The organism is Paenibacillus sp. 1182 (assembly GCF_017833915.1).
Lineage (GTDB): Bacteria > Bacillota > Bacilli > Paenibacillales > Paenibacillaceae > Paenibacillus > Paenibacillus polymyxa_D.
The window spans coordinates 16,227-28,938 of record NZ_JAFICR010000013.1; the positions used below are offsets into that span (position 1 = coordinate 16,227).

The following is a 12,712-nucleotide window of genomic DNA, read 5'->3' on the forward strand; positions in this document are numbered from 1 at the left end:
AACGAGGTCAATTATGTTTGTATAAAGTAGTGAAATGGGCTATAATCAATTTATACAAAAAATAAGATTCTTAATTTAAAGTTAATTAGAGGAGGGAATAGATATGAAACACGTCTTTCGTAAAGGAAATGATCCGCAAGCCCCGGTTATTTTGCTGTTGCATGGTACAGGCGGGAATGAACAAGACTTAATACCTTTGGCTGAGATGGTAGCACCGGGAGCTTCTGTGTTAGGCGTAAGAGGAAATGTGCTGGAAAATGGGATGCCGCGTTTCTTTCGCCGTTTGGCAGAAGGAGTGTTCGACATTGAGGATCTCGTATTTCGTACCAAAGAACTGAGCGAATTTGTGGACACAGCTGCAGAGCAATACGATTTTGACCGTAATAACGTGGTGGCTCTGGGCTATTCCAATGGTGCAAACATAGCCGCCAGCATGCTCTTTCACGATGCAAAAGCGTTACGCGGAGCTATTTTGCACCATGCAATGGTGCCGTTGCGTGGGCTGGACTTGCCTGAATTGAACGGTGTCCCTGTATTTCTGTCTTCCGGTGAAAATGACCCGATTGTTCCGACTTCGGAATCCCGGGAGCTGCAAGCATTATTGGAGGGAGCCGGAGCGCAGGTGGAAGCATATTGGGAACGCAATGGTCATCAATTGACCCGTACAGAAGCTGCCGCCGCAGGCCAATGGTTTGGAAAGCATTTTAATGTATAAAATAACTCGATAACGATCAAGCTACGGTTTAGCGCTCCCGTGAGCGATTCTATATTAGGAGGCGTCAAACCAATGGCAAAACCGGATAATCGAGCCGATAATGTTGAACACTTGCAACAAAGTATTCAGAACACACAGCAGAACCTGCGTGAAGCTGAAGGATATCTAAATGAATTTTCCTCTGAAATCAGCAACGAGGAGCGTCAGCAGATCGAAGAAAAAAATAATCGTCGTAAAGAAAGTATTAGATCATTTCGCGAAGAAGTGAAGGACGAAGCAGCTCATTCCCAAGAGTAGTAAAAATAGAGAGGCCCAACTTCGAGTTTTAATTCGGGTGGGGCCTCTTTTTTATGCAAAAATCATCATAACTGTATTCATTTCAATTGCCCCCTATAATGCAGTGGAGACGCTAATCTTCGTTGAAAATAAAAATTTTATAAATAATGTTGTTGTAAACTAATTTGTATTGATGTTAAATAATAAAAGAAAGCGCAATCATTTATGAATTAGGATTTCATCATGCGAAGGGGGAAGGATATGCTGCTGCGAAGAAAAAGCATGGCTTTGATGCTTATGGCGGTGGTTTTGATGGCTGGACTGCTGCAAGGCTGTTCTTTCAAGACCGATGAAAAGGAAGGGCCGGGAACAGAACTTGTATTATGGACGTTCAATGAACTGCATGAGAAGTTTTTTCTGCAAATGGCTGACCAATGGAACCAACAGCACCCTGATGAATTGATTAATTTGAAAGCGAATACATTTCCTTATGACAACCATCACAGCAAGCTGTCGATTGCGCTGCAATCGGGGGTGGGAGCGCCGGATATCGCGGATATCGAGGTGAACAAGATCGGTAATTTCCTCAAAGGGATACCGCAACTGGTCCCGCTCAATCCGGTGATTGACCCCGAGATCAATAACATTGTACCTTCCAGAGTACAGATTTACGGCAAAGACGGTAAATATTACGGCATTGACTTCCACGTTGGAGCCGAAGTGATGTATTACAATAAAGAGATTATGGACCAGGCGGGGGTAAACCCGGATTCCATCGTCACCTGGGCAGACTATGCTGCTGCAGGCAAGCAAGTACTTGCGAAAACAGGCAAGCCAATGGCGACCTTAGAAACGAATGACCTGTGGAGCTATTGGCCGATGATCTCCCAGCAAAATTCAGATTTTCTGGATGACAAGGGCGAGTTGACGTTGGATAACGAAACCAATATTAAAACACTTGAGTTTCTTCAACAGATGGTAAAAGACAAAGTCGCTATTCCCTCACCGGGCGGCGGGCATCATATGGAGGAATACTACGGGTTTATGAACAAAGGCGGGGCTGCTTCGGTATGGATGCCGATGTGGTACATGGGGCGTTTTACGGATTACATGCCTGACCTGAAAGGTAAAATTATCATCAGACCCATGCCGGCGTGGGAAAAAGGCGGCTATCGCTCAGCGGGTATGGGCGGAACCGGAACGGTAGTCACGAACCAATCAGAGCACCAGGATCTGGCGATGCGTTTTCTAGCCTTTGCCAAGCTGTCCAAGCAAGGGAATGTGGAGATTTGGAAGCAGCTAGGGTTTGATCCCATCCGCAGTGAAGTGTGGACAATGCCGGAAGCCAAAGCCAAAAACAAATTTACGGAGTATTTCGGAACAAATATTTTTGACACGCTGATCGAAGTCAAAGATGAGATCAATGCGGTGCATATTGGACCGAAAACGCCTGACATCGCCAGTGCTGTACGCAATAAAATACTTTATCGGACACTACAGAGTGGCGAAGATCCAGCCACGGTGCTGCATGAGCTAGCAGATGAACTGAGATAGACCCCAACAGGAAAGGGAGTGAGATTCATGGCAACGCCCGTTCATACGAACGCTAATGTACCGACAGGTCAGCCGCCAAAAACTCAGCGTCCGGCCAGAAGCCAATGGAGCCGATTTATTCATTCCAGTCGTACGGCACCGTATGTGTTTGTCCTTCCATTTTTACTGTCCTTTGCGCTATTTTTTGCCTATCCGGTCATCTCGACGGTCATTATGAGCTTCCAGGAAGTCCTGCCAGGGATAACAACTTATGTTGGACTGGAAAATTATAAGGATTTAATCAACCCTACGTTTGGAAAGGCGATATTGAATAGCGTCCTGTACACGCTGCTTACACTGGTTGTGCTGATTCCTCTGCCGCTGGTATTGGCAGTATTGCTGAATTCGCCTAAAATGCCGGGCAGAGGGTTGTTTCGCTCCGTGATGTTTATACCTGCACTAACCTCGGTGGTGGTAGCAGGAACGATCTTCCGCCTCATGTTCGGGGAATTGGATGGTTCGCTGATGAACTCCCTGTTGGGGGTCTTCGGTCTGGAGCCGTATAAATGGCTAATGAACGCCAACACCGGCTTTTTAGCGTTGATCGTGCTGGCCTTGTGGAGATGGTTGGGCGTAAATATGCTGTACTACATGTCGGGACTCCAGAACATTCCTCCCGAGTTGTATGAAGCTGCGCAGATTGATGGAGCCAGTCGATTCGATTCATTTTGGCGGATTACGATTCCTATGCTGAAACCAGTGACGATCTACGTATTTACGATTAGCATTTATGCGGGGTTGTCCATGTTCACGGAAAGCTACATGTTGTGGAACGGAAATAACTCCCCGAACGATATTGGTTTAACGATTGTTGGCTATCTCTATCGCCAAGGTCTGGAGCAGAACAGTATGGGCTTCGGAGCTGCGGTGGGCATTGTATTGCTCGTATTTACACTCGTGCTGAACCTGATCCAGCTCAAATTTTTCGGCATGTTCCGGAAGGAGGATTAAGCGATGGCTCAGAAACAAAAAGGCTCATTATCCGCATTGCTCGTTGTCCTGTTCATTCTGTTTGCCGGGTTTGCCCTGTTTCCGCTATTTGCCGTGACGCTTGCCTCGTTCAAGCCATCTACGGAGCTGTTGCGCTACGGCTTGAATCTTAAGCTGGAGTGGGACATCATGTCCTTGAAAAACTATGCGTTCATCTTTCAGGGGACGACGGATTATTTTCAATGGTACTGGAACAGTATTGTTATTACCGTCTTGTTTACGGTGTTATGTCTGATATTGTCCGCGATGGTGGGCTATGGTCTGGAGATGTACCGTTTTAGATTGAAAAATGTGATTTTCACACTAGTGCTGGTTGTAATGATGATTCCGGTAGAAATTATCATGCTGCCGCTCTACAAGCTAATGATCGGCATGAAGCTGATTAATACAGTATGGGGTGTAATTCTACCCTTCGTCGTCGCGCCAATCCCAATCTTTTTCTTCCGTCAATATTTGAGTGGAGTACCCAAGGATTTTATGGATGCTGCGCGGGTTGACGGCTGTTCAGAATATGGCATTTTCGTACGCATTATGATGCCTCTAATGGCGCCTGCATTTGCGGCAATGGCTATTTTGCAGGCGATGAACAGTTGGAATAACTTCCTGTGGCCGATGATTGTATTGCGGACCAACGACATGCTGACACTGCCCATTGGACTGTCCAGTCTGCTGACGCCATATGGCAACAATTATGATGTGCTGATTGCGGGCTCCGTTTTGGCTATTTTACCGATTCTGGTCGTGTTTCTATTCTTCCAGCGTTACTTTATTGAAGGAATGACGGCAGGTGGAGTAAAAGGGTAATCGGAAAGGTATTCAATGGAGCGAATGAATACAAGAAATGTGCAACGTCAGAAAGGGCTGGTCGGGCTTTGTCCCGATCTGCCTTTTTTTTGGTTCGATTGATTTTCATTCTCATTTTCATGTCTATCATCTGCACAAGCTATGGGTAAACGTGGTATGATATTTGAAAGATTTCAAATACAGAAATATTCAGGCGGAGCGTGGAGAACCTATGGAACCAACAGAAACCCAGAAAACTGACCCGGCCATGGCGTCAACCGTTGGCATGGAGGATATTGTACGGGCGCATCATATGCTGCGTGAGGTGATTGTACGTACACCTTTACAGAGGGATGCCGTCCTATCGGCCAAATATAACTGTAATGTGTATCTGAAAAGAGAAGATCTCCAAGTCGTGCGGTCCTTTAAAATCCGTGGAGCTTACAACATGATCCGTAGCTTGACCCCTGAGCAAATGGAAAAAGGCATCGTGTGTGCGAGTGCAGGGAATCATGCGCAAGGTGTGGCTTTTTCATGTAATGCACTTGGTATCCACGGTAAAATATTTATGCCGAGTACAACGCCTAATCAGAAAGTGAAGCAGGTTCGTCGCTTTGGGGGAAACAGTGTAGAGGTCATTTTGACCGGAGATACGTTTGACGATGCTTATGATGAGGCCATGAAGGTGTGTAGCGAGCAGGCAATGACCTTCATCCATCCGTTTGATCAGCCGAAAATTATTGCGGGCAATGGTACGATTGCGATGGAAGTGATGGAGAGTCTAGATACACCTATGGATTATGTGTTCGTAACGATTGGCGGCGGCGGTTTGGCGGCAGGCGTAGGTACGTATGTTAAAACCGTGAGTCCATCCACCAAGGTAATTGGTGTGGAACCCCTTGGCGCGGCGTCGATGACGGAAGCGATGCGTTTACACAAGGTGGTTACACTGGATCAAATAGATAAGTTTGTTGACGGAGCTGCGGTGAAGCGTGTGGGTCAGCTGACATACGATATTTGTAAACATACCTTGGACGATATTGTGAAGGTACCGGAAGGTAAAGCATGTACCGCGATTCTGGAGCTGTATAATGAAAATGCGATTGTTGTGGAGCCTGCGGGTTCACTGCCTGTTGCAGCACTTGATCTGTACCGCGAGCAGATTCAAGGCAAAACGGTTGTCTGTATCGTCAGCGGTGGTAACAACGATATAGATCGAATGCAGGAGATTAAGGAACGGTCCCTAATTTACGAAGGACTGAAGCATTATTTTATGGTGAATTTCCCGCAAAGAGCTGGGGCACTGCGTGAGTTTCTACAGGATGTGCTTGGACCGGACGACGATATTACTAGGTTTGAATATACGAAAAAGAATGATAAGGAAAATGGACCAGCTCTGGTCGGCATTGAGCTGTTCCACAAGGAAGACTATTTTCCTTTAATTGAACGAATGAACCGCAAGGGGCTTAAATATACGGAACTGAATAAAAACGAAAATCTATTTAATATGCTAATTTGAAAAGGAGCCTGCGGGCTCCCCTTTTTGTATCAGGATTTTGCAAAATCCTCGTATGTAAAGCGTTATGCGTAGTTTATAAATTTCTTTTTATTTGAAATAAAGCGTTTACAAAACAGAATGTGATAGGTTAATATATGGGTAACTTCATAAGTATAAACACTAATGTAATAGGTGTGTCACCTGAATTTCATTATAAGATACTCATTCGGAGGTGCGAAAGAAATGTTGAAAGCATGGAAAAAATCAGTACGGAGTAAATTGACCCGAACGGCGTTTGCTGCTGTAACCTCGGCTGCTTTGTTACTTTCAGTGATGCCATCTGCATCCGCAGAGCACTGGGCGTTAACTGGTGATGTGGCAGTACATGATCCGTCCATTACGAAAGAAGGCAACGCTTGGTATATTTTCTCCACAGGGCAGGGGATACAGGTTCAAAGATCGGACGACGGACGCAATTTTTACAGATTGCCGCAAATATTCCTGTCGCCGCCATCATGGTGGAAATCGTATGTACCTAAGCAAAAGCCTAACGATGTGTGGGCACCGGACGCTCAGAAGTACAATGGACGTGTCTGGGTTTACTATTCCATTTCTACTTTTGGGTCACGCACTTCGGCCATTGGATTGACTTCAGCAACAAGCATTGGCGCGGGGAGCTGGAGAGATGATGGACTCGTGCTGCGTACGACGGATGCCAACGATTATAATGCGATTGACCCGAATCTCGTCATTGACGCTTCCGGTAACCCGTGGCTTTCCTTTGGTTCATGGAATTCAGGCTTGAAAGTGACTCGATTGGACAAGAATACGATGAAGCCTACGGGGCAGATCTATTCTATCGCCAAGCGTACGGCGGGTGGTTTGGAAGCGCCCCATGTTACATACCGCGATGGGTATTATTATCTGTTTGCTTCCATTGATAACTGCTGCAAAGGCGTAGATAGTAATTATAAGATTATTTACGGTCGCTCTACTAGTATTACTGGACCGTATGTGGACAAGAGCGGCAAAAGCCTGATGGACGGTGGCGGAACGATACTGGATGCGGGGAATGACCGTTGGAAGGGACCGGGCGGCCAATCCGTCTATAACAACAGTGTCATTGCGCGTCATGCCTATGATGCCACTGATAAAGGAAATCCAAAACTTCTGATTAGTGATTTAAAATGGGATTCGGCAGGCTGGCCTACGTACTAAAGAGAGGACCGTTTGGAGTCACCTATGTAGTAAAATCATATAGATATATTCAAAAACTGTTCCTCTTATGGGGAACAGTTTTTGGCTTGCAATGTCATAGAAACATGCTATTATGTATCAAGTTGATAACAATTATCATTATCGTTATTGTTTTGGAAAACATAATGATTTTTTCAGGTACGGAGGGAGTGACCTCACCAAATGCAGTCTAAAGACAGCATGGACAAACATACAGCTCGGACAGAGAGGGCAGTTCCTGAAGTAGTCATAACAGCACGTCCAGTACTTCGAGCGGGTAGGATTCGGCAGGCGTTGTTGTTCACAGCTTCGGCTGTATTGTTGGGTTTGGCCATATTCGCCGCCATTTCTCTCGGAGCCAAGGACTTGACCGTAAGCACCGTGTGGTCGGCAGTATTTCACTATGATCGTTCGCTGATGACACATCAGATCATTCATGAGTTGAGATTGCCGCGTGTACTCGGTGCAGCTGTTATTGGAGCTGCGCTTGCGGTTGCAGGTTCTCTGATTCAGGGCATTACGCGCAACCCGCTGGGAGATACAGGTGTGCTGGGCATTAACGCAGGAGCGATGTTTGTAGTTGCAGTGAGTTTTGCCTTTTTTCCCGATCTTCCTTATGGGACGTTAATAGTATTGTCGTTCCTGGGGGCGCTGATGAGTACCTTACTGGTATTTGGTCTGGGAGCATCTGCGCCTGGTGGATTGACACCTATGAGACTGACGGTGTCTGGAGCTGTGACGGCTGCCCTGTTAGGTTCCATGACTTCGGGGATTGCGATTTATTTTGATTTAAGTCAGGATTTAGCCTTCTGGTATGCGGGTGGTGTAGCCGGGATCAAATGGTCGCAGCTTGAGATTCTTGCACCGATTTTGCTTATTGTGATCGCCTGGTCTATGGGGCTGGCACGTTCTATTTCGCTGATTTCGATGGGCGATGAGGTGGCGTTAAACCTTGGGGTGAATCTCAGGCGCATTCGGCTTTTGGGTCTGCTGACCGTAGTGGTACTGGCCGGACTCTCTGTATCGGCTGCTGGAGCCATCGGCTTTGTAGGTTTGGTTATCCCACATATCGCTCGCAAGCTAATCGGTGTGGATTATCGCCAGATCGTGCCGCTGTCTGCGTTATTGGGAGCCGTGTTACTGGTGCTGGCAGATTTGGGAGCGAGAATGGCAAATCCGCCAGAGGAGCTAGCTATTGGAATTATGGTGTCTTTTATCGGAGTACCCTTTTTCCTCTTTCTCGCCCGTAAGGAAAGGAGGGATTTATAGTGAGTCGCTCTTTAGGGATTGGGGACACAAGAACGAAAAAGGCTTGGCTCGTTTGTTTGGTATTGGCGGGAATCAGCTTTGCCGTCCTTGTTTTGGGTTTGAATACCGGAACGATTCGTATTCCACCGCTACGCGTGCTGGATACGTTGTTTGGCGGTGGCAGCGGACGTGATCATATCGTTCTGTTCGAGTATCGTCTGCCTCGTATTGCTGTAACGGTGCTGGCTGGAGCGGGACTAGGCGCAGCCGGGGCGGTCATGCAAGGCTTGTCGCGGAACGCACTTGCTGATCCGGGAGTGCTCGGTCTTCATGCAGGGGCTGCGTTGGGACTGGTAATGTTCGTTAGCTTTTTTCGCGACTTGGACGGTTCGGCCGCCGTCCTGATCCCCTTGTTTACCTTTGCAGGAGGTGTCATTGCGGCGGTGCTGATTGTTTTGTTGTCCTATAGCCGTAACAGAGGAATCGTGCCAGTGCGTCTGATTTTGTCCGGTATCGGTGTAGCCTCGGGCCTTAGCGCTATAACGCTGTATTGGTCCTTGCGGCTGGATGAGGATACATACGCATTTACCGCACGTTGGTTGGCTGGCAGCGTTTGGGGCCGGGACTGGATACATGCAGCAGCTTTGCTGCCTTGGTTAGTCATTGTATTACCCTACGTTCTGTCGCAGACGCGCAGTCTGAATAACCTGTCGTTGGGCGACGAGACCGCGGCTGGAATCGGTACAAGTGTGAAGCGCCAGCGCCTATTACTGCTGGGCGCAGCCGTGGCTCTATCCAGTGCCAGCGTATCCATGGCCGGAGGCATTGGCTTTATCGGGCTCATTGCGCCTCATCTGGCTCGCCGCCTGGTTGGGCCGATGTACCAGCATTTGCTGCCAGTAGCCTGTTTGGTCGGGGTCGTCATTCTGGTCACCGCCGACACGATTGGGCGTTCGGTGTTTCAGCCAAATGCGATTCCCGCAGGTGTGGTGGTTGCTGTGGTAGGAGCTCCGTATTTTCTATTCTTGTTGTCCCGAACAAAATGACAGAAGGAATAGGTACATATGAAATCATATGATGCAAATGATACAAGCCGCTGAAATTAATAACTAAGTAGAAGCCTTCTATATTGATCATTATAATGTAGAGTTTCTGTAGCATAGGAGAGAGTAATCATGAGAAAGCACAAATTTGAGGGTTCAGGTTTTAAACGTTCATGGGTAGTCACAACTCTTGTTGTATGCATGATCATGCTATCTGCTTGCGGACAAGCAGCCGACAAACAGACTGCCGATACGAAAGCGGCGGACAGTGCGCAGACAACTATTAGTGCGGATTCGCGTATTGCTTCGATGTCTATTCATTTGACGAACAACCTGCTGGCATTGGGCATTACTCCGGCTGGTTCGGTCATTGGCGGAGATGTGAAGGATTTTCTACCGCATGTAAAAGATCGTCTTCAAAGTACCCATAAGCTAGGTGTTGTCACTGATCCGGATATGGAAGCGGTACTGGAGCTTCAACCTGATCATATTTTCTTGGACAAAAAATATTCGGGAACCGATGTGGCCAAGTTTGAAAAAATTGCGCCGACCGACGTTTTTGATCTGGATGAAGGCACATGGAAAGATCAATTGAAAAAAATAGCCGTTATGGTCAAACATGAAGCACAGGCAGACGCATTTCTAAAAGACTATGATACACAGAGGGAACGAGTCAAAAAGCTGATTCATTCAAAAATTGGGGACGGAACGGTTATGGCTGTACGTGTGACGGCGAAAGAGGTTCGTGTTATGGGGATGAAGCGTCCGGTAGGACCGCTGTTATATCAGGATTTGGGCTTGAAGCCAGCCAAAGGTGTAGAAAAGATCAACAAGGCTTATCAGGTGGTTTCCCAAGAGGTTTTACCGGATTATGATGCCGATGCGATTCTTGTTATCATCAGTAAAGGCGCGGATGCCCAAAAGGTATACAAGCAGCTGGAAGGAAACACAGTATGGCAAGGTCTCAAAGCGGTGAAGCAAGGGCATGTCTACATGTTGGACGGACAGCCTTGGCTGGACTATTCCGCAATGGGACACAAAATGGCTCTGGATAATGCAGAACAACTATTTTCCAAATAAGTTTATAAAGTATATCAAGCCGTATTTCTCCATGCAGCTTCTTGCAGGCCAGGAATACGGCTTTTTGGCGCACACCCCAGCTGTAAGTCGATTGCCTGATCGAAATGAAAAGGAGCTGCTATGACCCAAAATGGGGCAGCTCCATATAATGAAATTGCGGGCTATGAACGTTTTTTACGCAGAAAAATTGGTTTGAGTCCAATAAAGCCGATGGCGGCGAGAATTAAATTTACCCAAGGTGAGATCCTGAATACCGGCAGTACACTGCGCAGCGCTAGTCCGGCGACAAGAATCACGACAACTAACACAACATACATCAAGATGGATTTAAGATTCATCTGGGGCTTTACAGGGGCGTGGTCTGGCTGTTGTGTCTCCTCGTCATCTTCGGGACGGTCCATAAAATTCATCAGGGCTTCAACGAGTAGAATGGCTCCTGCGGCGATGATGATAAGGGTGGATAGGCTGATTTCTTCAAAGGGTTTGAGATCTCCGCCTGTAAAGGTGACGAACCATCCGATAATCGCCTGTGTCAAGAAAAACATGGACAAGGCAATCCATGCAATAAGCGTATAATTTTTTGCTTTATTCATTGCTTCCTCCTGCTTTATTCATTGCTTCCTCCTGCTTTATGAGCGTATCCCGGGCTGATGGAACCGCCATTTCGTAACAAAGACAGTATACGTGAGGAAGCGTCGGATGGCAAAAGACTTTATCTATAGCATGTATATTACCGTTGCATTCTCCTCAAACTGGATAGAGGGTGAGCACGTGGAGCAACCTGAATATAAACGTTGAGAGGATGTGGCATCATGAAACTGGAGAACCAGGCAGATTATTTAGTCCAAAAACGACTGGGAAACGCTTCGAATGGGAATAGCGGGGCGGCCTCGTCTACAAATGTGAGTCACCGGAGCGTTCAAGGAACATCTCCAACGTACCGTATAGTGGACGATATCGAAGTGGCTGAGGATACAGAATTTGCAGGTGAGCTAGGTGCACAGAACTACCGCAGCCTGTGGCATGAGGATGAACATAACGGCGACTCTTGTAAACTGCAGTGGGAAGGACGAACGGAGACCCACCAAATGTTCAGGAACAGCTACGAATAACGAATGTCACTTTAAATGTAGTGGATTCACTCACATAAGTGTAGTATAGCGTTCTCCGGAATCGCATCGGGGAGCGCTATTTGTTTACTTTTTTAACGATGTGAACTGACAGGTTGACAAGGAAGCAGGGCGATGATAGACTGACTTTACTATAAAACTTATTAAACTTATCGGAATTAAAGTGAATAAATATCCTGGATGGATATTCCACGTTACTATATGAGTTCGAATTCATAAATGTGTAGTGAAGCTTGAAACAGGGGGAATCAGGATGGAACGGCAAATTGGAATTCGTTTTGAACATGAAGAGCTGGCCGCAACAATTCATTATCCAAACCGTACAAATGAGGGAGAGCGTCAGAGACGAGTTCCCCTCGTTGTTATATGTCACGGTTTTGTAGGCAATCGTATCGGCGTAGATCGATTATTCGTCAAGACTGCGCGTGAACTGGCCGAAGGGGGATATTTTGTCCTGCGCTTTGATTTTGCCGGTTGTGGGGAGAGCACAGGTGAATACGGCAAGCAGGGGCTCGAGTCCATGATTAATCAGACACGTACCGTATTGGATTACGCCGTCAATTGTGCGGACATTGACCCGACCAAGGTGACGCTGATCGGTCACAGTCTGGGGGGCGCGGTTGCTCTTCTCACAGCCGTACGGGACAAGAGAGTACAAAATCTGGTCCTTTGGTCAGCAGTGGGCTATCCGTTCAATGACATCGTCAAAATTACGGAGCGAAGCGTGTACGATGAGTCTGTTAAAACTGGTCATGCCGATTATTTGGGCTATAAGTTTACGCCTGCTTACTTTGAGTCGTTAGCTCAATTTCAGCCGTTCCAGGAGGCCGTTAAATTTAACGGGGATGTGCTCGTCATTCATGGAACCTCGGATGATATTATTCCTGTCGATTATGCATTTCTGTTTCAAAAGATATTCTGGATGCGTCCAGAGGGACGCTGTGATAAAGAGATTATTTTCCAGGGAGATCACACTTTCTCGTCAGGTAAAGAGCGGCAACGGCTCATTGATCGGACGCTTGAATGGCTGGATGAACAGGAAAATATTCAACGTGATTGGCAGCACTGGATGATCTGATTTCAGTGTGTAACGGATTGTATTGGAAATTGCGCCTCCGCC

General features: G+C 46.9%; 13 protein-coding genes. 12 read left to right on the forward strand and 1 reads right to left on the reverse strand.

Annotated features, from left to right (window positions below):
- Positions 1-103: 103 nt before the first annotated feature.
- From JOD82_RS22705 to JOD82_RS22750, 10 genes are all read left to right on the forward strand, one after another.
- Entirely contained in the window at positions 104-715 is a 612-nt protein-coding gene (locus JOD82_RS22705) for an alpha/beta hydrolase (RefSeq protein ID WP_069012872.1), read from the forward strand.
- Between the two features lie 72 nt (positions 716-787).
- The gene (tlp, locus tag JOD82_RS22710) at positions 788-1,012 is read left to right on the forward strand and encodes a small acid-soluble spore protein Tlp (RefSeq protein WP_025721177.1); all 225 of its coding nucleotides are present in this window, start codon (positions 788-790) and stop codon (positions 1,010-1,012) included.
- Positions 1,013-1,252: 240 nt separating this feature from the next.
- The gene (locus JOD82_RS22715) at positions 1,253-2,545 is read left to right on the forward strand and encodes an ABC transporter substrate-binding protein (protein ID WP_069012873.1); all 1,293 of its coding nucleotides are present in this window, start codon (positions 1,253-1,255) and stop codon (positions 2,543-2,545) included.
- A 27-nt stretch (positions 2,546-2,572) separates the two neighbouring features.
- The gene (locus JOD82_RS22720; protein WP_029517137.1) at positions 2,573-3,535 is read left to right on the forward strand and encodes a carbohydrate ABC transporter permease; all 963 of its coding nucleotides are present in this window, start codon (positions 2,573-2,575) and stop codon (positions 3,533-3,535) included.
- Positions 3,536-3,538: 3 nt separating this feature from the next.
- The gene (locus JOD82_RS22725) at positions 3,539-4,378 is read left to right on the forward strand and encodes a carbohydrate ABC transporter permease (protein WP_029517136.1); all 840 of its coding nucleotides are present in this window, start codon (positions 3,539-3,541) and stop codon (positions 4,376-4,378) included.
- Positions 4,379-4,589: 211 nt separating this feature from the next.
- Positions 4,590-5,876, forward strand: coding sequence for a threonine ammonia-lyase IlvA (ilvA, locus tag JOD82_RS22730; protein WP_029517135.1), 1,287 nt, complete (start codon positions 4,590-4,592; stop codon positions 5,874-5,876).
- A gap of 222 nt (positions 5,877-6,098) precedes the next feature.
- Positions 6,099-7,073 (forward strand): arabinan endo-1,5-alpha-L-arabinosidase AbnA, encoded by a 975-nt coding sequence (abnA, locus tag JOD82_RS22735; RefSeq protein ID WP_029517134.1) that lies wholly within the window; start codon positions 6,099-6,101, stop codon positions 7,071-7,073.
- A gap of 201 nt (positions 7,074-7,274) precedes the next feature.
- Positions 7,275-8,360, forward strand: a complete 1,086-nt coding sequence (locus JOD82_RS22740) for a FecCD family ABC transporter permease (protein WP_069012874.1) — start codon at positions 7,275-7,277, stop codon at positions 8,358-8,360.
- Positions 8,360-9,385, forward strand: coding sequence for a FecCD family ABC transporter permease (locus tag JOD82_RS22745; RefSeq protein ID WP_069012875.1), 1,026 nt, complete (start codon positions 8,360-8,362; stop codon positions 9,383-9,385). Before JOD82_RS22740 ends, JOD82_RS22745 begins: the two co-directional genes overlap by 1 nt.
- Before the next feature lie 129 nt (positions 9,386-9,514).
- A complete protein-coding gene (locus JOD82_RS22750) occupies positions 9,515-10,462 on the forward strand; it encodes an ABC transporter substrate-binding protein (RefSeq protein ID WP_069012876.1) in 948 nt (315 codons plus the stop codon).
- Positions 10,463-10,623: 161 nt separating this feature from the next.
- On the opposite strand, the gene JOD82_RS22755 is transcribed toward JOD82_RS22750, so the two are convergent.
- Positions 10,624-11,055, reverse strand: a complete 432-nt coding sequence (locus JOD82_RS22755) for a hypothetical protein (protein WP_069012877.1) — start codon at positions 11,053-11,055, stop codon at positions 10,624-10,626.
- Between the two features lie 219 nt (positions 11,056-11,274).
- Between JOD82_RS22755 and JOD82_RS22760 the strand changes: the two genes are divergently transcribed.
- Together JOD82_RS22760 and JOD82_RS22765 are read left to right on the forward strand one after the other, a co-directional pair.
- Positions 11,275-11,574 (forward strand): hypothetical protein, encoded by a 300-nt coding sequence (locus JOD82_RS22760; RefSeq protein WP_029517129.1) that lies wholly within the window; start codon positions 11,275-11,277, stop codon positions 11,572-11,574.
- A gap of 271 nt (positions 11,575-11,845) precedes the next feature.
- On the forward strand, positions 11,846-12,670 hold the full coding sequence (locus JOD82_RS22765) for an alpha/beta hydrolase (protein WP_029517128.1): 825 nt from the start codon (positions 11,846-11,848) through the stop codon (positions 12,668-12,670).
- The last annotated feature ends 42 nt before the right edge of the window (positions 12,671-12,712 follow it).